Below are 25,676 nucleotides of genomic sequence, written 5' to 3'. Positions count from 1 at the left end.
TCGATGATGAGGCAGCCATGTTTGGTTTAGACGCGTTTATTCTTGCCAGGATACAGTTTGCCTTCACCGTATCCTTTCACATTATTTTTCCGGCGATCACCATTGGGCTTGCCAGCTATCTGGTGGTGCTGGAAGGGATGTGGCTGAAGACCCACAATCCGCTGTGGCGCTCGCTGTATAAGTTCTGGCTGAAAATTTTTGCCGTTAACTTTGGCATGGGGGTGGTGTCCGGTCTGGTAATGGCCTATCAGTTCGGGACCAACTGGAGCGGATTTTCGCAGTTCGCCGGGAGCATTACCGGGCCGCTGCTGACGTATGAAGTGCTGACCGCGTTTTTCCTCGAAGCCGGTTTCCTCGGCGTGATGCTGTTCGGCTGGAACAAGGTCGGCCCTGGGCTGCACTTTTTCTCAACCTGCATGGTGGCGCTGGGTACGCTGATGTCCACCTTCTGGATCCTTGCGTCCAACAGCTGGATGCACACGCCGCAGGGTCATGAAATCATCAATGGCCAGGTGGTGCCCGCCGACTGGTTCGCGGTGATCTTTAACCCGTCGTTTCCTTACCGGCTGTTCCATATGTCGGTGGCAGCCTTTTTAAGTAGTGCGATGTTCGTCGGCGCGTCCGCCGCCTGGCATTTGCTGAAAGGCAACGATACCCCGGCGGTGCGCAAAATGTTCTCTATGGCGCTGTGGATGGCGCTGCTGGTGGCACCGATCCAGGCAGTGATCGGCGATATGCATGGCCTGAATACGCTTAAGCACCAGCCCGCGAAAATTGCCGCCATCGAAGGGCACTGGGAAAACCCGCCCGGCGAGCCAACGCCGCTGCTGCTGGTGGGCTGGCCGGATATGGAGCAGGAGCGCACCCGCTACGGGCTGGAAATCCCGGCGCTCGGCAGCCTGATCCTGACTCACAGTCTCGACCAACAGGTTCCGGCGCTGAAAGATTTCCCCAAAGACGAGCGGCCAAATTCCACCATCGTGTTCTGGTCGTTCCGCCTGATGGTGGGGATGGGCGTGCTGATGATTGGCCTGGGGCTGGCGAGCCTGTGGCTGCGCTATCGCGGGCGGCTGTACCAGTCACGACCGTTTCTCCATTTCGCGCTGTGGATGGGGCCGTCGGGCTTAATCGCTATTCTGGCCGGATGGGTCACCACCGAGGTGGGGCGTCAGCCCTGGGTGGTGTACGGGTTGATGCGCACCCGGGATGCGGTCTCGGCCCATAGCGATCTGCAAATGTCGATCAGCCTGCTGGTGTTTATCGTGGTGTATACCCTGGTATTTGGCGTCGGGTATCTGTACCTGATCCGGCTGATTAAAGTGGGCCCGCAACCCGAAGACGAGCTGTCTTCGAAAACCGATGGCCGACCCGCGCGGCCCATTTCCGCCGTGGGCGAGCGTCTGGAAGAGGAGAAAAGATAATGAACATCGACCTGTCGGTAGTGTGGTTCGTCATTATTGTTTTCTCGACGCTGATGTACATCGTCATGGACGGCTTCGATCTGGGGATTGGGGTGCTGTTTCCGTTTATCCGCGACCCGCACGATCGTGACGTAATGGTCAACAGCGTCGCGCCGGTGTGGGACGGCAACGAAACCTGGCTGGTGCTGGGCGGCGCAGGGCTGTTCGGCGCCTTCCCGCTGGCCTACGCGGTGATTGCCGACGCCCTGACCATTCCGATCACCCTGATGCTGATCGGCCTGATTTTCCGCGGCGTGGCGTTTGAGTTTCGCTTCAAAGCCACCGAATCGCACCGCCCCTGGTGGGATGTCGCCTTTCTGGCGGGCTCGATCCTGGCGACCTTTTGCCAGGGGATTATCGTCGGTGCGGTGATTAACGGCTTTCCGGTGGAAGGGCGCACCTTCGCCGGCGGCGCGCTGGACTGGTTAACCGCGTTCAACCTGTTCTGCGGGCTGGGGCTGGTGGTGACCTACGCGCTGCTGGCCGCCACCTGGCTTATCATGAAAAGCGAAGGTCCGCTGTTTACCCGGATGCGCCAGCTGACGCCGCCGCTGTTAATTATGCTGTTAATCGTGATGGCGATAGTCAGCGCCTGGACGCCGCTCACTCATGACGATATCGCCCAGCGCTGGTTCTCGCTGCCCAACCTGTGGTTCTTCCTGCCGGTGCCCGTGCTGGTGCTGATTTGCAGCCTGGCGCTGTGGAAAACCGTTTCGCGTCCTGGCCACCACGCCACGGCGTTTATCCTGACGCTGGCGCTGGTATTCCTGGGCTTCAGCGGGCTGGGGATCAGTATCTGGCCGAACATTATCCCGCCGGATATTTCCCTGTGGGAGGCCGCCGCGCCGCCAGCCAGCCAGGGCTTTATGCTGGTGGGCGCGCTGCTGATTATCCCGGTGATCCTCGCGTATACCTTCTGGAGCTATTACGTGTTTCGCGGCAAAGTGCGCCACGGGGAGGGCTATCACTGATGGAAAAACGGCAAAGCAAACTGAGCCAGATTGTCTGGCTGGTGGTGATATGGTCCGCCAGTATCCTGGCGCTTGGCGCGGTCAGTATGGTGCTGCGTGTGTTGATGACCTCGGCAGGCCTCAAATCCAGCTAGCGGCGATTTATGCGCTGCGCTCATAACACCATCCTGGTTTTATGCATGGATGTGGAGGTCGGTGGCGATTACGCTTTTAGTCATCGCCCGGACGGACCTCCACAACAGCGAGCCAACCATGAAATTATTGAGCGCAATGACGGTGATGATCCCGGTGCTGACCTCCGGGGCAGCGCTGAGCGCAGAGGATGACAAAGTGAAAATTACCCCGAGTGGTTCTCAGGCGTCGGCGATAGGGCCGGACAGCTGGTTTACCGGCCAGGTGCGGATCGATTCGTTGTTTCAGGCCACCGAACCCGCCCGCGTTGGCGGTGCGACCGTCACGTTCGAACCCAGCGCGCGCACCGCCTGGCATACCCATCCGCTGGGCCAGACGCTGATCGTCACCCAGGGGAAAGGGCGGGTGCAGGAGTGGGGCAAACCGGTGCGGGAAATCAACGTCGGGGATATCGTCTGGATCCCGGAAAACGTCAAGCACTGGCACGGCGCAGCGCCAGATACGGCCATGACGCATATCGCCATCGCCGAATCGGTTAACGGCAGCCCGGTGGAGTGGATGGAAAAGGTCACCGACGCGCAGTATCAGGGGCAGTAATTTTACCCCCGATAGCGCAGGGCCTCGACAAACAATGAAAATGCCGTGGTGTGCTGCCGTCGGCTGGGATAGTAAAGATAGTAACCCGGAAACGGCTCGCACCACGCCTCAAGCACCCGCAACAGCCGACCGTCCGCCAGCGCGTCGCGCACCGTATCCTCCGGCAGATAAACCAGCCCGTTTCCCGCCAGCGCCGCGTCAATCCGGTGGCGAATCGGGTTGATGGTCAACTGGCCCTCCACGCGCACCCGCAGTTCTTTGCCGTCGCGGGAAAACTCCCACGCATACAGGCCGCCCAGCGTCGGCAGACGCATATTGATGCAGCGATGCTGCTGGAGATCGGCGGGCACCCGCGGGACGGGAAAACGGGCAAAATAATCCGCTGAGCCGACCACCGCCATGCGCATCGGCGGGCTGACCGGCACGGCAATCATATCCTTCGCCACCTGCTCGCCGAGGCGGATGCCTGCGTCAAAGCGTTCGGAAACGATATCCGACAGGGCGTTATCGACCGTCACTTCGACATGGATATCCGGCCAGGCGGTGAGAAACGGCGACAGCACCGGCCACAGCACCCAGTCCACGGCATGTTCCCCGGCGGTGATGCGGATGTTGCCGGCGGGCACCTCGCGCATCTCCTTCATGGTATTAAGTTCGCTTTCAATATCGCGGAAGTGCGGGCCAAGCCGTTCCGCCAGCCGTTCGCCCGCCTCGGTGGGCGACACGCTGCGGGTGGTGCGGGTCAACAGGCGGATGCCCATCCGCTCTTCCAGCCCGCGCATGGAGTGGCTCAGGGCCGACTGCGACAGGCCGAGCTTCGCGGCGGCGCGGGTAAAACTGCGCTCCTGCGCCACCACCAGAAAGGCAATCAGATCGTTAAAGTTCTCTTTTAGCAAGGGATTGTCCTGGAGGGAGGTAATGGAGCCAGTATAAACCATCGCTGGCTCCGCTTGCGATTAACGCCCGACGCGCGCCTGTAAAGCGGCGGGATAGCGCTCTCCAACGATGCGCACCGTTTCCAGCGCCTGCGCGATGGCGGTAAGCTCCTGTTCGCTTAGCGTAATTTGCGCCGCGCCCAGGTTTTCCTCCAGCCGATGCAGTTTGGTGGTGCCGGGGATCGGGACAATCCACGGCTTCTGTGCCAGCAGCCACGCCAGCGCGATTTGTGACGGTGTCACGCCTTTATCCTCCGCCACCGCTTTAATACGTGTTACCAGTTGCTGGTTAGCTTCTCGCGCCTCCTGCGCAAAGCGGGGCACTTGACTGCGGAAATCGTCGTCGCCAAACGGTGTGTCGGCGGTTATCGCACCGGTTAAAAAGCCTTTGCCCAACGGACTGAACGGTACAAAGCCGATCCCCAGTTCCTCCAGCGTGGGGATAATTTCCTGTTCCGGCTCGCGCCACCACAGGGAATATTCACTCTGCAACGCGGCGACCGGCTGCACCGCATGGGCGCGGCGAATCGTGCCGACGCCCGCTTCGGACAGGCCAAAGTGTTTCACTTTGCCTTCGTTGATCAGGTCTTTGACGGTGCCCGCCACGTCCTCAATCGGCACCTCCGGATCGACGCGGTGCTGGTACAGCAAATCGATGACATCGGTTTTCAGGCGGCGCAGCGAGCCTTCCACCGCTTTACGGATATGTTCCGGGCAGCTGTTAAGGTTCTGCTGTTTATTGTCATCCCCGAAGCTGAACCCGAATTTGGTGGCAATAACCACCCTGTCACGCAGCGGTTTAAGCGCTTCGCCGACCACTTCTTCATTCAGATACGGACCATACACTTCAGCGGTGTCGAAAAAGGTCACGCCGCGCGCGACGGCGGCGCGGATCAGCTCTACCGCCTGACGGGTATCGGTCGCCGGACCGTAGCCGTAACTCAGGCCCATACAGCCCAGGCCCAGCGCCGAGACTTCAGGACCGTTTTTACCGAGTAGACGTTTTTGCATTGGATGTGTTCCTTTATGGCAGGTTGTTCAGGGCAGGAACAGACAGCTTACTTCAGTACCGGAGACAGGATTAGCGGGGTAAATCCGCAAGCCTTGATGAATGGCATTCATTAATCGCGCCGCTGCATTGCACAGCGGCGCGGATTTTTAGATACGCTCTATCTTCGCCGGTAATCCCTGGCGCACCGCCGAACCGGATACCCAGTCCAGCCAGCTGTTCGGCACCGTGCGGGTCGGGTCGGCAAAGCCCAAATCGTTCTGGTTGATCCCGGAACCATTCTGCGGCGCGACCGCCAGCGGCTCGCCGTCCAGCGTGTGCGGGCTGGCACCCATTTCCCGGTGCCCGTAGCCGTGCTCAATAGCAATCACGCCGGGCATTACGCCTTCCAGCAGGCTAATGCGCGCGGTCGTGCTGCCGCCCGGCGTGGTGATGCGTACCTCATCGCCGTGCTTCACGCCAAAGCGCTGACCATCCTGCGGATTAAGCGCCACCAGGTTGACCGGCTTCACGTGGTGCAGGCGCGGGATCACGATGGTGGAACTGCTCATCACGTTGGATTTAAACGAGATCATCTTCAGCGGCCAGGCGTCGGGCCGATACACCTCGTCCAGCGCTTTGCCATCGGACAACCGCGCCGGATACCAGGCCGGACAGCCGCTGTAGCGCTCGCCGGTAATGGCGTGGCGATGCTTCGCCACCCCGGCGTTCCAGATTTGCAGCGGTTTATCCCAGCGGTTGCCGAGGCCGCTGTTTTCCCGCCCTGACTGATGCGGCGCAAACCGCCCACCGCGCGTAAAAATAAACGCCACCCGCCGGGCCTCATCGGGTTTAAGCGTCTGGCTGATGGCGGGCATCAACCGGTCGACGCCGGTCAGCCGGATATCCTCGTCACTGGCGGCGGGCGTGGGGGCTTTACCGGCATACGCGATATTGGCCGCCACCCGCAGGTAATAATCCTCAGCGCGATGAATGGCCAGGGCGTTGCCGTCGCTGTCCTGCATGGCGTTATCCCCGAAGCCGGGCAGGCCGATGCGTTGCGCCACGGCGATGCAGAACGCCTCCATGGAAATCGGTTCGCCATGGGCGGTGCGGGCGGTAGCAGGGTTAACAATCGGCCAGCGCGCGGTGGTGGCTTTACTGGCGACGCCCGCCCAGGGGGCGCTGAATCCCCAGCTTTCAAAGTTATGGGTATCCGGCACCAGATAATCCGCCAGGGCGGTGGTTTCGTTAATAAACGCGTCGATGGCGATAAACAGCGGCAGCCGCGCCGGATCTTTAAGCTGCTCCTCCGCCACCGCCCGGAACCCGGCGATGCCGTACACCGGATTGGTCATATTGGAAATCCACGCCTTCAGCGGGTAAGGGTAGCCGTTGAGCGCGGAGGGCAGCAGCTCGGTAAGCTGTCCGGCGACAAACGGATACCACGGCGCTTTGGCAGGCCACGGCGACTGCCCGGCGGCGACTTTCTGGCGATATTCATCGGAGCTTTCATAAGCCGCTTTACTGCGGCCAATGTTCAGCCCTTTGGGTTTGACCATGCCGGGGAAACTTGCAAGGTTATAGCGCGGCCCGTCGGTGACGCCGTTGAACTTACCGCCGCCGACAAACACGCCGCCTTCCAGACTGAGGTTGCCGATCAGCGCGTTAAGCATCATCACCGCCCAGGCGTTATAGAAGCCGTTGCCGGACATCATCCCGCCGTGGGTAATCACCGCCGCTTTGCGCCCGTGGCGGGTAAAGGCGTCTGCCAGCTGTTCGATACGCGCCACCGGCACGCCGCACTCGCGGCTGTATTCTTCCGGCGACCGTTTCTCCGCGCTCTCTTTTAACAGTTGATACGCGCTTTTCACCGTCACCTCGCTGCCATCCTGCAGGGTCAGGGCGCGGGTCACTAACAGCGTGGCGGCAGAGCAGCTTTCCGCAGGCACCAGTTCACCCGTTTGATCGACCACCAGCACGCTGTCGCCGCCGCCGTTGAGCAGCGCGGCGGTAAGGTGTTGCCCGGCCTGGGGATGATCGTCGCTGGCGATCACCAGATGAGTAGCGTTGGTCCAGCTCTTTTCACCCGCCTGCTGCATCGCCGCCGCGCACGGCAGGGAAAGATAGCCTTCGTTAGCGCGGTGATTGTCGATAATCCAGCGGATCATGCCCATCGCCAGCGCCGAATCCGCGCCCGGCACGACCGGCAGCCACTGGCCGCGCGGGTCGGCCATTACCGTGGTAAGCGGCAGCGCAGGGGCCACCACCACGTAGCTGAAGTTATCCCGCAGCCGCGCGGTGGCCAGCTGGCTGGCCTGGCGCTTAAACGGGTTGCCGGATTGCGCCGGGGAGGTGCCCATAAACAGCGCAAACTCCACGTGCTCCCAGTCGGGCTTCACGTGCGGGTTTTTATCGAGATCGTTCATCAGTGCGCCGGACCCGGCGCGATAGGACAAGCCGCAGTACGCCCCGTGCGCGCCAAAGTTTTTACTGCCGAAACTGTTCTGGGCGAAACGGCGCATAAAGGCGTCGCGCCCGTCATCGCTGGTATTAGTGACCAGCAGCTGGTTGGCCTTCGGCCCCAAACCCGGATGCGCCGGGTCGATGGGGGTTTGCAGGTCGCGAATGGCGCGTAACCCGTCGACATGGCCTTCGCCGAACAGATCGCCGCCGTCCACCACTTCGGCAATCAGCTGCTCAAAACTGATGCGCTGCCATTTGCCTTCGCCGCGTTTTCCGACGCGCTTCATCGGCTCAAGGATGCGTAGCGGGCTGTACAGCGCCTCCAGGGTGGTCGCGCCACGGGAACACACGGTGGAGCGGGCGTCGAGGCCGCTTTCGCCGCCCATCTGCGCCAGCGCCTGGGCTACCGGGATTCTGGCGTCGACGTGCTGCTCCTGGGAGAGCGGATGATACGGATTCCCGGCGATGCGGATCACCTTGTCGGTTTGTCGATCGACGCGCACCCGGATACCGCACTGGGTCCAGCAGCCGAAGCACTGGGTCATCGACACCGCCTGTTGCGGATTGGCCTGCCAGCCCGGAGCGGCATGGCCTTCCGGGATCAGCGCGTTGCCGTAAATGCGGTGCAGCGTGACTTTGCCGGAAGTGCCGTTGACCAGCCCGTCAAAGGTTCTTTTGATCACGTCCCGGTAGCTCAGCCCAAACGCGCCAACCCCTCCGAGTACCAGTCCTACTTTAAGCCACTGACGACGGGTTAATTCAGGCATGATGATTTCTCCGCATTAAGCCATTCACAATTTCACGCGCGATGATAAGCAGCGCCATCCACAGCCCGAAGGTGCCGACAATCGCCAGCAGCCCGTCGGTGCCCATCGGCAGCGTGTAAGGATTAAACAGCGCGTTATATTTCGGGAGGGTTTGCCCCTCGATGAGTAAGGTCCAGCGCATCAGCCAGCTGAGCGCCATCGACGCCAGCGCCAGCAGGATGCCCCCCGCCAGCGGTAGCGGACGCATAACGGCAAACAGCGCCGCGATTAAAGTTAACAACCACAGTGCCGCCCAGCCTGTCGCCAGCGCCTGCGCCCGGGGCCACGCCAGCCAGTGGCGCAGCGCCGCGCCGGACAGCGTGTCGCCGGAAATCCACATCGCTACCGTGATGCCCAACAAACCCATAGTGATCAGCAGACCGCGCGCCAGTTTCAGTTGCAGCGCTGGCGTGCGGGTAGCGGCAGTCAGCAGCGCCAGCAGGGTCTGGAACGCGCTGAGGAACATCGCCAGCGGGAACCACCAGCTGAACCAGATCGGGCGGGCGCGCACCACCGACACTTCGCGCCCGGTGTACAGCAGCAGGCCAATCGCGGTCAGCGCGCAGGCATACGCCATCCAGCGGGTCCAGGCGAACGTTTTGCCGTAAAGGTGCTGTACGGTCGCGGCGATAAACCACAGGCCGATAAAGCCGGTAAACAGCGGCAGGAACAGCGCCCCCCAGGGCATCCACGACCACGGCGTCGGCCAGGCGTAAAAGTGCCATACCCTGGCGGTTTGATGGAGATCAGCTGTCAGCGCCAGCGGCGCGGCGATGGCGCAGGTCAGGCCGATCAGCAGCGTCAGCCGTTCCAGCCCGGCATGACGACCATGCAGTCCGCAGGCCAGCAGCGCCGAGCAGGCCGCAATGCCGATAAAGAAAAAATACTGCACTGCCCAGGGGAGCCAGGTCACATCCTGCGGATGGGCGAGCACTTCATTAATCATAAGCGGCGACATTTACACCTCCTGCCACAGCGCGGGCTGGCTGCGGCCCATCAGCGGGGAAACAAACGCCTCGTCGAGGCCCAGATAAAACACCTGTGGCGAGGTGTTATCGTCCGGTTTCAGCACCCGGATAGCGTCTTTATGCGCATCCAGCAGCTGGCGCAAACGGCTTTGCGGATTGTGCAAATCGCCGATAATGCGCGCGCCGCCCACGCAGGACTCCACGCAGGCGGGCAGTAATCCCGCTTCCAGACGGTGAACGCAGAAGGTGCATTTATCGGCGGTCTGGGTTTCATGGTTGATAAAGCGCGCGTCATAGGGGCAGGCCTGTACGCAGTAGGCGCAGCCGACGCAGCGCTGGTTATCAATCACCACAATGCCGTCTTCGCGCTGGAAGGTGGCCTGCACCGGGCATACCGGCACGCAGGGCGGGTTATCGCAGTGGTTGCACAGGCGCGGCAGCAAGACGTTAGTGACAACGTCACTGTCTTCCTGCCGGACCTGGTACTGGTTCAACGTGGTGCGGAATTCGCCCTGCGGCGTCTGGTTCTCAATCGCGCAGCTGACGGTGCAGGACTGGCAGCCGATGCAGCGGCGTAAATCGATCAACATGGCATAGCGGTGGTCGGCGGACCCTTCGCGGCGCGTCGGGCTGAACGACAGTTTGGCCTGCGCCAGCGGAAGGGTGGCTGCGCCCGCCGCCGCCGTCCCCCCCAGTTGTCTGAGAAAAATGCGTTTACTGATATCCATACATATCTCCGTGGACGCCGTTACAATCCATGCGTCACAGTGTTGTTAACAGCGTGATGAATAAACAATCTGTATGATTTACAGTGTAAAAATGGGCGAGGGGCAGGGACTATTGTGGTAAACCACATACCCGGCGGGTTGTTGATCTAACGCAACCTGACGCAATGGGAGACGGTGTGAAAAGGGCGTTATTACTGTTTTTTTGCCTGGGTTTCGGCTCGTTGGCCGTGGCCGGGGAATGGAGTGTCGGTGTGCTGGCGATGCGCGGCGATGCCGCGACCCTGCGGCACTGGCAGCCGCTGGCGGACTCCCTGAACCAGCAGGTGCCGGGCGAACGTTTTCGCATTCAGCCGCTCGATCTCAACCAGATGCGTAAGGCGGTGAATCAGAAATCTATCCAGTTTGTGGTCACCAATCCGGCGCAGTTTGTCCAGCTTAATAGCCACTACCATTTGCGCTGGCTGGCGTCGCTGCGTACCCGGGATGGCAATAACATTATCGGCAGCGTTATCCTGGTGAATCGTGATAGCCAATTACAGGATCCTCAGGATCTGACCAATAAAACCGTCGGGGCTATCGATCCGCTGGCGTTCGGCGGTTATCTCACCGGTTATAAAGCGCTGGCCGATCGCGGCATCCGGCCCGAGAAAGATTTCCGGCTGCGCTTCACCGGTTTTCCCGGCGACGCGCTGCTCTACCTGCTGCGCGAGAAAGCCATCCAGGCGGCGATTGTCCCGGTATGCTTGCTGGAGCAGATGGATGCCGAAGGCTTAATCGATAAAACCGCGTTTCGTCCGTTGATGGTGAATCCGGTTGCCGCGCCGTGCGTCACCAGTACGCCGCTGTACCCGAACTGGTCGTTTGCCGCGTTGCCGGATGCGGATAACGCGCTCACGGATAACGTGGCGCGTGCGTTACTCAATAACCAGCAGCCGCCGTTCCTCTGGGGCGCGCCGGTGTCCACCAGCGATGTCGAGAGCCTGCTGCGGGCGGTGAATCAGCACCCGGAACAGCGGCGGCTGTGGCAGGACGTGCGTAGCTGGCTGATGCAGAATCAGTTTGCGGTTGGGGTGTCGATACTGGCCCTGCTGCTGTTGACGGTCAATCATATCTGGATCGCCCTGCTGGTGCGCCGACGCGGGCGACAGCTGGCAAAAGCCGGCGAAACGCTGCGTCAGCAGGAGAACGCGCTGGAAAATGCCCGTCAGCTCAGTGTGCTGGGGGAGATGGCGTCGGGGTTTGCCCACGAGCTCAACCAGCCGCTGTCGGCCATTCGGCATTACTCCCAGGGCTGCCTGGTGCGGCTGCGTCACACCGATGAACACCATTTTCTGATCCCGGCGCTGGAGCACATTGACGCCCAGGCCCGGCGCGGCGGCGATACGCTGCGTAATCTTCGTCACTGGGTGCAACCGCCGTCGGCCCAGGATGCCGATGACCGCGAGTCTGTCCGGGTTCCCGTAAGGGAAACGGCCCAGCGCGTCGCGGATCTGCTACGGCTCGGGCAGCATTATCCAGGGCTGACGCTGGTTAACTCGCTACCGGGCTCGTTAACCCTGACGCTGCCGCCGATGGTGCTGGACCAGCTACTCGCTAACCTGATCCTCAATGCTGCCCAGGCGGGAGCCAGCGCCGTCTGGCTAACAGAACAGGAGGGCGGGATGGTGGTGCAGGATAACGCGGGCGGGATGTCGGACGAGCAACGGGTCCACGCCTTTCGGCCGTTCAACACCACCAAACCCGACGGTATGGGGCTGGGGCTGGCAATTTGCCAGCGGCTGATCCGCGCTGCTTACGGCGACATCACGCTGGAGAATCATCCCGCGCCGGATGGGAAAACCGGGCTGCGGGTGGCGCTGCAATTTTCAATGAATGAATCTGAGGAAGTCTGATGTCTGTTGTTCATCTGGTCGATGATGACGTCGCCGTAACCGAAGCCTGTCAGTTCTTGCTGGAGGGGTTTGGTTATCGCGTTCAAAGCTGGAACGAGAGCCAGACGTTTCTGGCGCAGGCCGCGCTGCATGAACAGGGCGTGGCGCTGCTTGATTTGCGGATGCCGCATCTCGACGGCCACGGGCTGTACGGTGAACTGCTTAAGCGACACAGCACGCTGGCGGTGATTTTTCTCACCGGGCACGGCGATTTGCCGGTCGCGGTAGAGCAGATGAAGCGCGGCGCAGTGGATTTTCTGCAAAAGCCGGTCTCCGCCGGGGCGCTTATCGCGGCGATCGAACGGGCGGAGACGGTTTCCGCGATGGCCTGTGAACGCCGCTGTATCCGCCAGCGTTATGAGAGCCTGACGCCGAAAGAGCGGGAAATCGCCCGGTTTATCGTGCAGGGCCTGATGAACCGTGAAATCGCCGGACGGCTCAACGTGGCGCTCAGGACGGTGGAAGTGCATCGCGCCAGGGTGATGGAAAAGATGATGGCGGTGAATATCGCCGAGCTGGTGGGGAAGATGCGGGCCATGGAGTAACAGGCCCGCGAGGGCCTGAAAATTTACGCCAGCTGCGCCTTAAACCGCGCCAGCTCCGCGTCCGGCATGCCCGCCTCGCGCGCCGCCTGGCAAATGGCGCTCCAGCTGCTTTCATCCAGCGGGATCCCCTGGGCGAGGCGCGTTTCGCGGTTATGCATTTCCCATTCCCCCGGCACCTGCACCGGCTGCGCCGGATCGTGCGGCGACTGTTTTACCCACTCCACAAAGGCATCGGTTTGCTGCTGCCTGTCCGGGGCGTCGAACAGTTCCGGGTTGAGAATAATCGTGGTCATGCAGTTGAAGATGGCGTCCACGCTCGCCTGAAGCGTCTCCTGGTGGGTGGTTTTCCCGCCCGACAGCGCGCCGCCGAGGATTTCGCACATCGCCGCCAGCGCGTAGCCCTTATGTTGGGCAAAGGTAAGCAGGGACCCCAACGGCGCGACATGCATTACCGCCGGATCGTTGGTCGGCAGCCCGTGTTCATCAATCAAACAGCCCTCCGCCACCGGCTCGCCTTTATGCCAGGCGACGCGGGTTTTGCCAAAGGCAATGGCGCTGGTGGCGTAATCCAGCAGCAGCGGCGGCGCATCCTTGCGTGGGAACACCACGCACAGCGGATTGGTGCCGAAACGGCTGTCTTTGCCGCCGAACGGCGCGACCATCGGGTCGCCAACCACATTCACAAAATGAATGGAAATAAATCCCGCCGCCGCGCATTTTTCCGCCCAGTAGCCAATCCGGCCTATATGGTGCGAATTACGCAACGCCACGGCGGCCATCCCGAACTGGCGCGCTTTTTCAATGCCCAACTCGATGGCTTCATGCGCCGCCACCTGACCAAAGGCGGCGTTGCCCTCCAGCGTGACCACCGCACCGGCGTCCTTCACCACGCTGGCATGCTGATTAAGCTGTAAATAACCCTGCGCCAGCGAGCGGATATAGCTGGGGATCATGCCCACGCCGTGGGAATCGTGGCCCGCCAGATTGGCGGAAACCAGGTGATCGGCCACCAGCCGCGCTTCCTGCGGCTCACTGCCCGCATAGCCAAGCAGCGCTTCGACAAATTCCTGAAGCGTTGCCGCCTGAAAACGTAACCCTGTCTGCATTATTGTTCTCCGTTATAGGTTGTGTGCGTTTTCATGCTGCGCTCTGCGGGAAGTGAGGTCAAGCCGCCGCTATTTGCCTCGGTTTTCAAGCCGCTGGAAAATCAGCATTCCGGCAATCATCGCCGCCACAAACACCACGCCCTTGCCGATCCCCGCACCGAGCAGGACCAGGCCCGGGCCGGGGCAGATCCCCGCCAGCCCCCAGCCGATGCCAAACAGCACCGAGCCGCCTGTCAGGCGTTTATCAATTTGTTGGGAATTCGGCAGCTGTATTTCCGCTGCGCAGACGGGCCGCGCGCGCTTTTTCGCGCTCCGAAAAGCAAAGAAGCCGACGCCGATTGCGCCGCCCATCACAAACGCCAGCGACGGGTCCCAGAGACGGGTGATGTCCAGAAAACCCAGCACTTTAGCGGGATCAGCCATGCCGCTGACGATCAGGCCGAGACCGAAAATCAGCCCGGCAAACAGGGAAACGATACTGTTCATGGTGCTCTCCTTAACGCCACAGGCCGGTTAACCAGACGGTGATAAACGCCACGCCCATAAAGGTGGCGGTCGCCGCCAGCGAACGGCGCGACAGGCGCGACAATCCGCAGACGCCGTGCCCGCTGGTGCAGCCGGAGGCGTAGCGGGTGCCGATACCCACCAGCAGACCGGCGAGTATCAGCAGCCACCACGGCGTAGCGACGGTAATGGGCGGGAGCGGGGCAACCAGCCGGTACTGCCACGGCGCGAGCAATAATCCCGCCAGAAACGCCAGCCGCCAGCCTTTATCCGGGGTTTTCAGGTTTAACACGCTGCCAAGAATACCGCTGATCCCGGCGATGCGGCCGCAAAACACAATCAATACCCACGCCGCGCCGCCGATCAGCAATCCGCCGGTAAAACTCGCCAGCGGGGTAAAGTTCGCTATATCAATCTCCACGTTTATCTCCTTATTCATTTGCGTTGCTTATCAGGGCGGTCAGGTTTTAAGAATAATCCTGCCGCCAGTGCTGACTATGCTTAATGTTCAAAAACTTCCAAAACAATTGCGGTAAGCGTCCATTCTTACCCGTTTATTTTTTATTACCGGAGGCCTGGTATGAGCAACCAAGGCAATAACGAGCATCAAGCCCATTCTGACGACGATCGCCACCATTTTAACCTGACGCGGCGAGATCTTTTAAAAGTAGGTGCGGCGACGGCCGCCACAGCGGCGGTGCCTTCGGGCGTGGCGCTGGCCAGCGAGCCGCCGGTCACGCCGCCGCCGGAAATCACTGCGGTGCGCTTTACCGTTAATGGCGAGGTCCGGGAGCTGGATGTGGATACCCGCACCACCTTGCTGGACGCGCTGCGCGAAAACCTGCATCTCACCGGCACCAAGAAGGGCTGCGACCACGGCCAGTGCGGGGCCTGTACGGTGATTGTCGACGGTCGACGCGTTAACTCCTGCCTGACGCTGGTGGTGATGCATCAGGATGCGGACATCACCACCATTGAAGGGCTGGGTACGCCGGATAATTTGCATCCGATGCAGGCGGCGTTCGTCAAACACGACGGTTACCAGTGCGGCTATTGTACGCCGGGGCAAATCTGCTCGTCGGTGGCGATGCTGGAGGAGATCAAGGCGGGGATCCCGAGCCACGTCACGCTGGATTTAGTTTCGCCGCCGTCGATGGACGCCGATGAAATCCGTGAGCGGATGAGCGGCAATATCTGCCGCTGCGGGGCCTATTCCAACATTCTCGCCGCCATTGAGGATGTCGCCGGAGGGCAGAAATCATGAAGGCGTTTACCTGGCAGCGGGTAAATACCCCTGCCGAAGCGGCGTCCAGCGCTCAGGGGCATACCGGAGCCAAATTTATCGCGGGCGGCACCAATCTGCTCGACCTGATGAAGCTGGAAATCGAAACCCCAACCCATCTTATCGACGTTAACAGCCTGGGGCTGGATAAGATCGAACCGACCCCGGAAGGGGGCTTGCGCATCGGCGCGCTGGTGCGCAATACCGATCTGGCGGCGGACCAACGGGTGCGGCGCGATTACGCGGTACTGTCGCGCGCGCTGCTGGCCGGGGCGTCAGGGCAACTGCGCAACCGGGCGACCACGGCGGGAAATCTGCTGCAACGCACCCGCTGCCCCTATTTTTACGATACCAACCAGCCCTGTAATAAACGCCTGCCGGGCAGCGGATGCGCCGCGCTGGAAGGCTTTAGCCGCCAGCATGCGGTGGTGGGGGCCAGCGAAGCCTGTATCGCCACCCATCCCAGCGATATGGCGGTGGCGATGCGGCTGCTGGATGCGGTAGTCGAGACGGTGAAGCCGGACGGCAGCGAACGTAACATTCCGCTGGCGGAGTTTTATCGCGCGCCGGGCAACACGCCGCATCTGGAAACCGTGCTCACTGCCGGGGAGTTGATCACCGCCGTGACGCTGCCTGCGCCGCTCGGCGGCACCCATATCTACCGCAAAGTGCGCGATCGCGCTTCTTATGCGTTTGCCCTGGTCTCGGTGGCGGCGATCGTGCAGGCCGATGGCACCGGTCGCGTGGCGCTGGGCGGCGTGGCCCATAAGCCGTGGCGAATGGAGGAGGCCGATGCGCAGTTAACGCACGGCGCGCAGGCGGTCTACGACACGCTATTTGCCCGCGCGCAACCCACTCCTGAAAATGAATATAAGCTGATCCTGGCGAAGCGCACGCTCGCCTCGGTACTGGCGGAAGCGAGGGCATAAGCTGATGAAATTTGAAAATCCGGCTCAGGATAACCCTGTCGACCAGCTTAAGGTGGTGGGCCGTCCGCACGATCGTATCGACGGCCCGCTGAAAACCACCGGCACCGCGCCTTATGCCTATGAATGGCATGATGAGGCTCCCAATGCGGCCTACGGCTATGTGATCGGTTCCGCCATCGCCAGAGGGCGTATTACCTCAATGGACGTGCAGGCCGCGAAAAAGGCGCCGGGCGTACTGGCGGTGATCACCGCGGAGAATGCCGGGAAGCTCGGTAAAGGCGAAAAGAATGCCGCCACGCTGCTCGGCGGCCCAAAAATTGAGCATTATCACCAGGCGATTGCCGTGGTGGTGGCCGAAACCTTTGAACAGGCGCGGGCGGCGGCGGAGCTGGTTCAGGTGGAATACCAGCGCGAGCGCGGCGCGTACGATCTGGCGGAAGAAAAGCCTGCCGTCACCACACCGCCGGAAGACACTCCGGATAAAAAAGTCGGTGAATTCGACAGTGCGTTCGCATCCGCCGCCGTTAAGTTAGATGCTACCTATACCACCCCGGATCAGAGCCATATGGCGATGGAGCCGCATGCGTCGATGGCGGCCTGGGAAGGGGATAAACTGACGCTCTGGACCTCTAACCAGATGATCCACTGGTGCCAGACCGATCTGGCGAAAACCCTTAACATCCCCGAAGAAAATGTCCATGTGCGTTCGCCGTATATCGGCGGCGGCTTCGGCGGCAAACTGTTTTTGCGCAGCGATGCGCTGCTGGCGGCCCTGGGCGCGCGGGCCATCAGGCGTCCGGTGAAAGTGATGCTGACCCGGCCGCTGATCCCCAACAATACCACCCATCGACCGGCGACCATCCAGCGGGTGCGTATCGGCGCGGATAAAGAGGGGAAAATCACCGCTATCGCTCATGAGAGCTGGAACGGCAACGTGCCGGGCGGGCCGACGGAGACCGCCACCAACCAGACTGAATTTCTTTATGCCGGGGCCAACCGTCTGACCGGTTTGCGGCTGGCGAAGCTTGATTTACCGGAGGGCAACGCCATGCGCGCCCCTGGCGAAGCGCCGGGCATGATGGTGCTGGAAATCGCCATTGACGAGATGGCGGAAAAGCTGGGAATCGACCCGGTAGCGTTTCGCATACTTAACGATACCCAGGTGGACCCCGCCGATCCGCAACGCAAATTCTCGCAGCGCCAGCTGGTGGAGTGCCTGCGCCAGGGCGCGGAGCATTTCGGCTGGAGCCAGCGTAACCCGAAGCCTGGCCAGGTGCGTGAAGGGCGCTGGCTGGTGGGCATGGGGATGGCGGCGGGCTTTCGTAACAATCTGGTGATGAAATCCGGCGCGCGGGTGCATCTGGATCCGCAGGGCACAGTAACGGTGGAAACCGATATGACCGATATCGGCACCGGCAGCTATACCATCATCGCCCAGACGGCGGCGGAGATGATGGGCGTGCCGCTGGAGAAGGTCGTGGTTAAACTCGGCGATTCCGTCTTCCCGGTTTCCGCCGGCTCTGGCGGGCAGTGGGGCGCCAACAGCTCGACCGCAGGCGTCTATGCGGCCTGTGTGAAGCTGCGCGAAGCGGTCGCGGGCAAGCTGGGCTTCAATCCTGATACGGCGGAGTTTGCCGACGGGCAGATCCGCGACGGGGATCGCCGCGCCGCGCTTACCGATGCCGGGGCGCTGAGTGCCGAAGACAGCATCGAGTTCGGCGATCTCGATAAAAAATATCAGCAATCCACCTTTGCCGGGCACTTTATCGAAGTGGGCGTGGATGTGGCGACCGGCGAAGTACGCGTGCGCCGGATGCTGGCGGTCTGCGCGGCGGGCCGCATTCTGAACCCGAAAACCGCGCGTAGCCAGGTGATCGGCGCGATGACCATGGGGCTTGGCGCGGCGCTGATGGAGGAGCTCGCCATCGATACCCGGCTGGGCTATTTCGTTAACCACGACATGGCGGCTTATGAAGTGCCGGTTCATGCCGATGTTCCGCGTCAGGAAGTGATCTTCCTTGATGAAACCGACCCGATCTCCTCGCCGATGAAAGCCAAAGGCGTGGGGGAACTGGGGATTTGCGGCGTCAGCGCGGCTATCGCCAATGCCATCTATAACGCCACGGGCGTCAGGGTGCGTGATTATCCCATCACGCTGGATAAGCTGCTCAAAGGGCTGCCCGAGCGGGTATGAGGATGGTGAACCGTGCTGCAACACGCGTCTTTGACTGAACCTGGCCTGCTCTGTCCCGAGCAGGCGTTTTTAACCGATGACAGCCGGACGATCCTGCGCTTCGCAGCCGATGCCATGACGGCGGGAATGGCGGCGGCGCTGGTGACGCTGGTGGAGATCCGCGGCGGTGCGGCGCGTCCGCTGGGCGCGCAGATGGCGGTACGTGAGGATGGGCTGTATTGCGGTTTTGTCTCCGGCGGCTGCGTGGAGGCTGCCGTCGCGTATGAGGCGCTGGAAGCGATGCTCGCCGGGGAGGACCGCACGGTAGTGTATGGCGAAGGGTCGCCGTATTTCGATATTGTGCTGCCGTGCGGCGGAGGCATTACGCTGACCGTACATATTTTACGCGCCGTGCAGCCGCTACTGTCGGTGCTTAACAGTCTGGAGCAGCGCCAGGCGAGGGGGCTGCGTTATAGCCCCGCATCACAAACTCTGATCAGCGGCGCGGATCGGCCAACCGGCTGGCACGGCGAGGATTTTGTGGTGAACTATCGCCCGTGCGCGCGGGTTATGGTCGTGGGGCACTCGCTTGAGGCTCAGGTAACGGCCCGGATGGCGCAGGCCGCTGGGTTCGACGTGCAGACCCGCGACAGTTTTAACCCTAAAACCTCGCTCCTGATGATCGATGCCGATACGGCGGTGCTGCTGCTTTATCACGATCTGCATCAGGAACTGCCGCTATTGCAGGCTGCACTGGCGGCTCAGCCGTTTTATATCGGCGCGCTGGGCAGCCGTCGCACCCATGAAAAGCGGGTCGCGGCGCTGGCGGAGGCAGGCTGGAGCCCGGAAGATATCGCGCGAATCAAAGCGCCCATCGGGATCTTCCCGAAAGCCCGCGACGCCCATTCGCTGGCGCTTTCGGTGCTGGCCGACGTGGCGGCGGCGCGTCATGGCTCGTGAGGGGGGTGTCACGCCGCCGGTGGTGATTATCCTGGCCGCCGGGAAAGGGCAGCGGTTCCGTGACTCCGGCGGTGAAGTGCATAAGCTGGATGTGCTGCTTGATGGCAAAACGGTGCTTGAACATGTGCTGGACGCGGCAAACGCGGCGGGTTTGCCGTGGCATCTCGTCAGACCGCCAGGCGGCACCGGCGGGATGGGGGAATCTATCGCGCTGGGCGTAACGGCAACGGCGGAGGCTTCCGGGTGGCTGATCCTGCCGGGCGATTTACCGCTTATTCGGCCCGAGTCGCTGCGGCGCGTTGCGCTTGCGCTTAACGAGAAGCCGGTTGTGGTGCCGCATTATCAGTCGCAGCACGGTCATCCGGTGGGGTTTTCATACTCGTATTTTACTGAGTTAAGCGAGCTATGCGGTGAGTATGGTGCAAAAAGTATTGTAAAGAAGGCATGCCGGATGAACGATGTCATGGAATTGCCGCTGAAAGACAGGGGTATTGTAAGGGATATCGATACGCTTAATGATTTGTGTTCCATGTACTCTTTACTGGAGCAAAACGATAGCCAATATCAATGATAAGCTTCGCAACAAATAAATGCTTACTTTTAGATGTTGCGAATCGGGGTAGTATTACTAAACCTAAAAAGTATCGCCTTTGAATTTAAGCCGTTTTCGAATTGCGTTTCTTAAATAAATTAAGTGTATTCGTAATGCTTTGACTTCTGCCGGGGGGACTTGTCCGCCATTAATAATCTCCAGAACATAATCATGGAGCATGAATAAATCGGCTATTTCTGTTTCTGTTTTCTGGCTATCCTCCGCAGGAATTATATGATATCGAGAAAGCATAATATTGTATTGCTCCATTACGGTGCGCTGTTCAGTGATGGCATTGTTTTGTTCTACATGGCTAATAAATGCCCTTATAAGTTGGGCGATTAACGACCAGTCAGACAAGAATTGCGTATTGAGTAACCGTGAATTACGATAATCTCTAATTGAAGCGGGGAGTCGGCGGGCTAACAGACTTTTGATCTGCTTTTCCGCGAATTGTGGCTGAATTTCCTTGCTGAGTCTGCGTTCTGAAGCTTCATGAGCATCAATATAACGAAAATCAACGGACCACCGCGTAATGCCAGCGAATTCGTGGATTGCGTTGCGGTGCCGTTTCGAAACAATATCACGAATAACTTCAGCACGTTGCAGTAAATGTTCTTTTCGACTGCCCCCCGGGCCAGCATTAATCAATTCAATAATAATTCCATCACCGGTTAGGCGATTAAAGGCAATAGCATCAAATCTAAATCCTGGTTCTGGAAAAAAATAATCAGTATGAATTTCAAATCCTTTGCTTTCATATTCTGCTGCTATCAGGTTAAGTTGATATTTTTCATAGTTTGCACCGTTATCCCTTACCATAAATTGCCTCCATTATATTCATACTCCTCTACTTTAACCAACGTGAGGTATTCCGGTGAAGTCGATATTTCGCGTTGCTTAATGACCTGTGCAATTTGCGGCGCAATATTCAGAGGGACAATGAGCGAAGCGCCGGGGATCTTAGGGAACCGTTCGGTAATAATGCGCGTAACGGTTCTGTCATTTTTCATCAAAACATCAGCCATTCCGTCAATAGTATATTTCAGACCATTATCGATATCGCAATATTGCTCATTATGAGGAAAATAAAATATTTTAACTGTAAGTTTTTCACCTATTTTTCCACCTGTATAAAGGGCGATTGCCTTTGATTTTACTTGCGCTTTCCAGCTGTCTTTGCGAGCTTTACTCCCATTAACGGATGCCGGTTTGCCTGTTAAGTCAAATTCAATGAGCGTTTTTGTCACTGGTCCCCCCTGACTGATTTAATAAAAACTTGACGCAACGCATCATAAAGGCATTTAAAGCATCATGCATGTGATACAGATCGGATTTATCCGTACAGCAAACCCAGAGGATCTCGGGTTTTTGTTATTTAATGATGACAATTATCTCACCGGCATACGGTATTCAATCATGCCGCTTTTTCTGGCGACCCAGTCATACAACCGCTGGCCGCGCAGGTTAGTTTCATGGGTATGCCAGTAGAGATGGGCAGAGTGGCGCTTGCGGGCCTGCTGCTGCACATATTCAATAAGCTGCTTGCCGATCTGCTGACCGCGCAGCGCTTCGCTGACAAATAAATCCTCCAGATAGCAGTAGTCCGTATCCGCCCAGGTGGAACGATGGAACAGATAGTGGACCAGACCGACGATTTTGCCGTCGCATTTCGCCACCGCGCCGAATATCGGCTCAATCGGATTGAGAAAGCGGCTCCACGTCAGACGGGTGATATCGTCTGAAATATCGACGCGATAAAACACCTGATAACTTTTCCATAGCGGTAGCCAGTCGGCATAGTCCTGTTGAGTAACAGGCTCAATCGTCACGCGGGAATTTTGCGGGTTAGTCATAATTATCCTTTTATTTCGTTTGCTGTGATGACGGCTATGTTAATGGCGATTGTGGTTCCAAATAAGTGACACTTTTTGTATTTTTAACGGATCCACTTTTAACGTATGAGCTCCGCTATGAAAAAAACGGTCGCGCCGGTGTTTCACGAGCTGTTGCTGGAAAAAGGCGTCATTAAGGATCAGGTGTATCATGCGCTGCGTAACGCCATTCTGGACGGACGGCTTGCTGGCGGCTCGAAAATCCCCTCAAGCCGCGCCATGGCGGAAATGATGGCGATTTCCCGCAACTCGGTAATTGCCGGATTCGATCGGCTGACAGATGAAGGCTATCTTGAGACCCGCAAAGGGGCGGGGACGTTTGTTGCCCGGAGCATTCCGGATCGGCTCACCAACGACCCTTTTCCGTTAGTGCCACGAAATACGGTGACTCAGGAGGAACCGACGCCCGTCAGCGACGGCGGAATGGAGCGGCTTTTTGCGGTCGGTGTAGGTTGTACCGATCTTTTCCCCCATGACCTGTGGGGAAGGTTGCTTGGACGGGTATGGCGGCAATCACGACGGGAACTGAGTTTACACACCAGCCCGTATGGTTACCTGCCGCTGCGCCGGGCGATTACGCGCTATATCCAGGCAGCACGGGGCGTTCATTGCCATGAGGATCAGGTGATCATCGTTAATGGGATCCAGCAGGCACTGGATATCGCCGCTCGCTCTCTGTTAACAACGGGGGATGAAGTCTGGCTCGACGACCCGGGTTATAACGGCGCGCGCGGGGTGTTTACCTCTGTGGGCGCAACGGTCTGCCCGGTCAGGGTCGACAGCGAGGGTATGGATATCGACGATGGCATTCAGCATTACCCTCAGGCGAAGCTGGTCTATACCGCGCCGTCGCACCAGTTTCCGTTAAGCGGGACGCTTAGCTTGCCGAGGCGTCTGGCGCTGCTGGAGTGGGCGCATTCGCATAACGCATGGATATTCGAGGATGATTACAACAGCGAATTTCGCTTTGCAGCGCGCTCATTGCCGGCACTGCAGGGGCTGGATGCGCATCAGCGCGTCATTTACGCCGGCACCTTTTCAAAAATGATGTACCCGGCGTTTCGGGTGGGGTTTTTAGTGGTTCCCCGGACGCTACGCGAGCGTTTTATTACCACCCGCTATTATGCCGATCTCTGTAATGGCTATCTTGAACAGGCGGTATTAGCGCGATTTATCGAAGAGGGGCATTATGCCGCCCATGTGCGGCGGATCCGTAAAGCCTGCTACGAACGTAAATCCGCGCTGGTGGCGGCAATTGAACAGTATTTTCCGCAGCAGATGACGGCGCATCCCACGGATTCTGGCGTGCATTTAGTGTGTTGGTTGGCTGGTGGACTCACGGCTCAGGCAGTACAGGAAAAGGCGCAACAGCTGGGGATGGGGATCCAGACTTTTGATCGTTACTGCCAGCGGCCAATGTCCCGGGAAGGGATACTACTGGGCTATGCGAACCATCCGCCTGAAGCGTTAAGAGAAGGCATTCGCCGCCTGGCAGCAGTGATCTCGCTTTAGTTACAACATACAATATAGTGCTAATACATACCCGAACGCCAGCTCAGTACCTTATTCGCTATGCAGAAAAGAAAGGGCAGAGTGAGCCGTTATTCTGCGGCTCACTCCGGTAACAGAAATCAGCGGCTGCTCCAGCGATGCTTAAGATAATCAACGGCCTGACGCGTTTGCGGTTGTTCCAGATAGGCTTCCCTGAACAGAATAGTGCCGTGGATATGCGGGTCAGACTCATTCATATCGAGCTGTTTTTTCAGTTCCGGCACGCCGCCCTGAACCGTCCAGTCGGGCTCGTTTTTTGACGGTTCGCCCACTTTATACAGCGCTACGCCTATATAGAGGCGGGTGTTGGTCGGTTTAACCACGTCCGACCACCATTTCGCCAGCACCCCATAGCGGGCCGCGTCGCGGGCGAAAGGCCAGTAAATCTGCGGAGCGATGTAATCCAGCCAGCCTTTTTGCACCCACAGGCGGGTGTCGGCGAATGACTCATCATAGGCCGCTGCGCCTCGGGTATCGGAACCGGCGGGATCGTGCGAGCGGTTACGCCATACGCCCGCAGGGCTGACGCCAAACTCAACGTTCGGGTTCAGTTGCTTAATCGTGCGGGAAACCTGCTCGATAAGCAGCGCCGTGTTATGCCGCCGCCAGTCCGCCTTTGAGACAAAGCCCTGACCATACTGTCGCCAGGTCTGGTTATCGTTCAGGGGGGAGTCGGGCGTTTCGGTATAGAAATAATCATCGAACTGCACGCCGTCCACAGGATAACGTGCAACCACTTCCGCCACGATACTGGTGATCCAGTCACGGGCTTCCGGAATGCCAGGGTCGAGTACAAACCGGTCGCCTGAGGTACGTATCCAGTCGCGATGCAGCACAAAAATGCTGGCAGGATTTAAGGGCAGGGTGCGGTTGAGTTCGTTTACCGTTGAACTGCGGATATTGGTCGACACCCGATACGGGTTAAACCACGCATGCACCTTCATGCCACGCTGATGCGCTTCATCGAGAATGAACTGAAGCGGATCGTAACCGGGATCTTTACCTATCTCGCCAGTCAGCATATCGGACCATGGCAGGATTTTTGATGGCCACAGCGCGGTGGCGTCGGGTTTAACCTGAAAGAACACCGTGTTGATGCCCATGCTTTTCAGGTTATCCAGCTTGGCGGTCAGCGCCTGTTTTTGCTGGCGAATACGCGCCTCCGGGCTGAGATTGACCGAGTTCACCGGCGGCCAGTCGAGGCGGGAAACGGTCGCCAGCCACACCCCGCGCATGGGCTGCGTGTTTTGCCCTGGCTTATCCGGCAGCGGATTTTTTGCCACCGGCGGCAACGGCGTCACCAGCGACTTCGGCGGTTCGGAGGAACAGCTGGCAAGCAATAGCGCGGCGACAAGGATTTTTATGCTCGCGAAACGGGGAAAGCGACGAGTATTGATGATAAGACACTCCCTTTATTCTGATCGTCATTTACGTGGCTTCAGGCTGTATGGAACCCGCCAGGCGAGTAAGTATATACCTGACTTTCGCGCAACGGCAGCTTATCGCAGCCGGTTGATATTGCTGTTCAACTGAGACTGGATAACGCGCAGCATATCGTGGGTAATTTGACCCGGCAGGATGTGTTCAGCCATTGCCATAAAACGGGTTGCCACATCAGAAATGCGCTCAACGATCTGGCGGATTTTCGCGCCGCAGACGAGGCCCCTTTAACGGCAAAGAGAGCAGGGAGAGTTCCAGTCCTTTTTCCATCGCGGCCTGGCTGTACTCGAACATAATCAAGGGGCGGCCGGTAAGGGCGGTTGTGGTCGCCAGCGTACCCCAAAGCCATCGTTCGCCCCATCCCTGGTAATAAACCTCGACGTTACCCGGCATCCTGGCTCCTTTTCTTTATTCGCTGACGTTTAAGACTCTCTTCATAGCGGCGCAAATCGTCAAGACTTTCCAGTCTGGGTTGAAACAGTTGCTCCAGTTCGTGAACACGTCCCAGCACCATTGCTACCCGTACCAGGCTCTGGAAGCCGATATTTTTACCGGACTCCATATTAGATACCGTATTGACGCCCACGCCCGCTCTGGCCGCCACTTCAGATTGGGTCATTTGTAGGGCAATGCGTTGCTGGCGTAAACGATCGCAAATGAGTTTGACGATTTCACTCGGTTTTTTGAGATATAAATCCATTATAATGGGTGTTAAGT

At 59.1% G+C, this 25,676-nt stretch carries 25 protein-coding genes and 1 pseudogene; 12 read left to right on the top strand and 14 right to left on the bottom strand.

Annotation, left to right across the window (positions count from 1 at the left end; translation table 11 throughout):
* The first annotated feature begins 17 nt into the window (after positions 1-17).
* The 4 genes from GV764_RS17195 (at position 18) to GV764_RS17180 (ending at position 3,160) form a co-directional block, all read left to right on the top strand.
* Positions 18-1,421: a cytochrome ubiquinol oxidase subunit I gene (locus tag GV764_RS17195; RefSeq protein ID WP_161661173.1), complete on the top strand. Its 1,404-nt coding sequence runs from the start codon at positions 18-20 to the stop codon at positions 1,419-1,421.
* The gene (gene cydB / locus GV764_RS17190; RefSeq protein ID WP_161661172.1) at positions 1,421-2,431 is read left to right on the top strand and encodes a cytochrome d ubiquinol oxidase subunit II; all 1,011 of its coding nucleotides are present in this window, start codon (positions 1,421-1,423) and stop codon (positions 2,429-2,431) included. Before GV764_RS17195 ends, cydB begins: the two co-directional genes overlap by 1 nt.
* Positions 2,431-2,565, top strand: a complete 135-nt coding sequence (locus tag GV764_RS17185; RefSeq protein ID WP_161661171.1) for a DUF2474 domain-containing protein — start codon at positions 2,431-2,433, stop codon at positions 2,563-2,565. The genes cydB and GV764_RS17185 overlap by 1 nt, the downstream gene beginning before the upstream one ends.
* Positions 2,566-2,761: 196 nt before the next feature.
* Positions 2,762-3,160 (top strand): (R)-mandelonitrile lyase, encoded by a 399-nt coding sequence (locus GV764_RS17180; protein ID WP_161661313.1) that lies wholly within the window; start codon positions 2,762-2,764, stop codon positions 3,158-3,160.
* 2 nt (positions 3,161-3,162) lie between these two features.
* On the opposite strand, the gene GV764_RS17175 is transcribed toward GV764_RS17180, so the two are convergent.
* The 5 genes from GV764_RS17175 to ttrB all read right to left on the bottom strand — a co-directional run bounded on the left by GV764_RS17175 (position 3,163) and on the right by ttrB (position 10,051).
* The gene (locus GV764_RS17175) at positions 3,163-4,056 is read right to left on the bottom strand and encodes a LysR family transcriptional regulator (RefSeq protein ID WP_161661312.1); all 894 of its coding nucleotides are present in this window, start codon (positions 4,054-4,056) and stop codon (positions 3,163-3,165) included.
* 60 nt (positions 4,057-4,116) lie between these two features.
* The gene (locus GV764_RS17170) at positions 4,117-5,106 is read right to left on the bottom strand and encodes an aldo/keto reductase (RefSeq protein ID WP_161661170.1); all 990 of its coding nucleotides are present in this window, start codon (positions 5,104-5,106) and stop codon (positions 4,117-4,119) included.
* 147 nt (positions 5,107-5,253) lie between these two features.
* The gene (ttrA, locus tag GV764_RS17165) at positions 5,254-8,316 is read right to left on the bottom strand and encodes a tetrathionate reductase subunit TtrA (RefSeq protein WP_161661169.1); all 3,063 of its coding nucleotides are present in this window, start codon (positions 8,314-8,316) and stop codon (positions 5,254-5,256) included.
* Positions 8,309-9,313 (bottom strand): tetrathionate reductase subunit TtrC, encoded by a 1,005-nt coding sequence (ttrC, locus tag GV764_RS17160; RefSeq protein WP_161661168.1) that lies wholly within the window; start codon positions 9,311-9,313, stop codon positions 8,309-8,311. The genes ttrA and ttrC overlap by 8 nt, the downstream gene beginning before the upstream one ends.
* Complete coding sequence (gene ttrB / locus GV764_RS17155; protein WP_161661167.1) at positions 9,314-10,051, bottom strand: tetrathionate reductase subunit TtrB; 738 nt, start codon at positions 10,049-10,051, stop codon at positions 9,314-9,316.
* A 164-nt stretch (positions 10,052-10,215) separates the two neighbouring features.
* Here ttrB and ttrS point away from each other — a divergent pair, with 164 nt between their 5' ends.
* Both ttrS and ttrR read left to right on the top strand, forming a co-directional pair.
* Entirely contained in the window at positions 10,216-11,943 is a 1,728-nt protein-coding gene (ttrS, locus tag GV764_RS17150) for a tetrathionate respiration histidine kinase TtrS (RefSeq protein ID WP_161661166.1), read from the top strand.
* Positions 11,943-12,527 (top strand): tetrathionate respiration response regulator TtrR, encoded by a 585-nt coding sequence (gene ttrR / locus GV764_RS17145; RefSeq protein ID WP_161661165.1) that lies wholly within the window; start codon positions 11,943-11,945, stop codon positions 12,525-12,527. Before ttrS ends, ttrR begins: the two co-directional genes overlap by 1 nt.
* Before the next feature lie 23 nt (positions 12,528-12,550).
* Here the strand turns inward: ttrR and GV764_RS17140 are convergent, their stop codons facing one another.
* From GV764_RS17140 to GV764_RS17130, 3 genes are all read right to left on the bottom strand, one after another.
* On the bottom strand, positions 12,551-13,633 hold the full coding sequence (locus tag GV764_RS17140; RefSeq protein WP_161661164.1) for a malate/lactate/ureidoglycolate dehydrogenase: 1,083 nt from the start codon (positions 13,631-13,633) through the stop codon (positions 12,551-12,553).
* A 69-nt stretch (positions 13,634-13,702) separates the two neighbouring features.
* Positions 13,703-14,119, bottom strand: a complete 417-nt coding sequence (locus tag GV764_RS17135) for a DUF6691 family protein (protein WP_161661163.1) — start codon at positions 14,117-14,119, stop codon at positions 13,703-13,705.
* A 10-nt stretch (positions 14,120-14,129) separates the two neighbouring features.
* Positions 14,130-14,558 (bottom strand): YeeE/YedE family protein, encoded by a 429-nt coding sequence (locus GV764_RS17130; protein ID WP_161661162.1) that lies wholly within the window; start codon positions 14,556-14,558, stop codon positions 14,130-14,132.
* A 159-nt stretch (positions 14,559-14,717) separates the two neighbouring features.
* Here GV764_RS17130 and paoA point away from each other — a divergent pair, with 159 nt between their 5' ends.
* The 5 genes from paoA to GV764_RS17105 are packed head-to-tail and all read left to right on the top strand — an operon-like array spanning position 14,718 to position 20,052.
* Positions 14,718-15,401, top strand: coding sequence for an aldehyde dehydrogenase iron-sulfur subunit PaoA (paoA, locus tag GV764_RS17125; protein ID WP_161661161.1), 684 nt, complete (start codon positions 14,718-14,720; stop codon positions 15,399-15,401).
* Positions 15,398-16,348: an FAD binding domain-containing protein gene (locus GV764_RS17120; protein WP_161661160.1), complete on the top strand. Its 951-nt coding sequence runs from the start codon at positions 15,398-15,400 to the stop codon at positions 16,346-16,348. Before paoA ends, GV764_RS17120 begins: the two co-directional genes overlap by 4 nt.
* A gap of 4 nt (positions 16,349-16,352) precedes the next feature.
* Entirely contained in the window at positions 16,353-18,542 is a 2,190-nt protein-coding gene (paoC, locus tag GV764_RS17115; RefSeq protein ID WP_161661159.1) for an aldehyde oxidoreductase molybdenum-binding subunit PaoC, read from the top strand.
* A 12-nt stretch (positions 18,543-18,554) separates the two neighbouring features.
* Positions 18,555-19,481, top strand: a complete 927-nt coding sequence (locus GV764_RS17110; protein ID WP_328515178.1) for an XdhC family protein — start codon at positions 18,555-18,557, stop codon at positions 19,479-19,481.
* Positions 19,471-20,052: a nucleotidyltransferase family protein gene (locus GV764_RS17105; protein WP_161661158.1), complete on the top strand. Its 582-nt coding sequence runs from the start codon at positions 19,471-19,473 to the stop codon at positions 20,050-20,052. Before GV764_RS17110 ends, GV764_RS17105 begins: the two co-directional genes overlap by 11 nt.
* Positions 20,053-20,115: 63 nt before the next feature.
* Here the strand turns inward: GV764_RS17105 and GV764_RS17100 are convergent, their stop codons facing one another.
* From GV764_RS17100 to GV764_RS17090, 3 genes are all read right to left on the bottom strand, one after another.
* Positions 20,116-20,895: a hypothetical protein gene (locus GV764_RS17100; RefSeq protein ID WP_161661157.1), complete on the bottom strand. Its 780-nt coding sequence runs from the start codon at positions 20,893-20,895 to the stop codon at positions 20,116-20,118.
* Complete coding sequence (locus GV764_RS17095; protein ID WP_161661156.1) at positions 20,889-21,323, bottom strand: RusA family crossover junction endodeoxyribonuclease; 435 nt, start codon at positions 21,321-21,323, stop codon at positions 20,889-20,891. The genes GV764_RS17100 and GV764_RS17095 overlap by 7 nt, the downstream gene beginning before the upstream one ends.
* 141 nt (positions 21,324-21,464) lie before the next feature.
* Entirely contained in the window at positions 21,465-21,929 is a 465-nt protein-coding gene (locus GV764_RS17090) for a GNAT family N-acetyltransferase (protein WP_161661155.1), read from the bottom strand.
* 117 nt (positions 21,930-22,046) lie between these two features.
* Between GV764_RS17090 and pdxR the strand changes: the two genes are divergently transcribed.
* Positions 22,047-23,480: a MocR-like pyridoxine biosynthesis transcription factor PdxR gene (gene pdxR, locus GV764_RS17085; RefSeq protein ID WP_161661154.1), complete on the top strand. Its 1,434-nt coding sequence runs from the start codon at positions 22,047-22,049 to the stop codon at positions 23,478-23,480.
* A gap of 119 nt (positions 23,481-23,599) precedes the next feature.
* On the opposite strand, the gene GV764_RS17080 is transcribed toward pdxR, so the two are convergent.
* The 3 genes and pseudogenes from GV764_RS17080 to GV764_RS17070 form a co-directional block, all read right to left on the bottom strand.
* Positions 23,600-24,919, bottom strand: coding sequence for a glycoside hydrolase family 10-like protein (locus GV764_RS17080; protein ID WP_161661310.1), 1,320 nt, complete (start codon positions 24,917-24,919; stop codon positions 23,600-23,602).
* Between the two features lie 238 nt (positions 24,920-25,157).
* A pseudogene (locus tag GV764_RS17075) lies at positions 25,158-25,352 on the bottom strand (type II toxin-antitoxin system HipA family toxin); the annotation flags it as partial.
* Positions 25,342-25,659: a helix-turn-helix domain-containing protein gene (locus GV764_RS17070; RefSeq protein WP_201743242.1), complete on the bottom strand. Its 318-nt coding sequence runs from the start codon at positions 25,657-25,659 to the stop codon at positions 25,342-25,344. The pseudogene GV764_RS17075 and the gene GV764_RS17070, both read right to left, overlap by 11 nt.
* Positions 25,660-25,676: the final 17 nt, after the last annotated feature.

Source organism: Atlantibacter hermannii, from assembly GCF_009907385.1.
Taxonomy (GTDB): domain Bacteria; phylum Pseudomonadota; class Gammaproteobacteria; order Enterobacterales; family Enterobacteriaceae; genus Atlantibacter; species Atlantibacter hermannii_A.
This window is presented reverse-complemented; position numbering and strand designations above follow the sequence as displayed.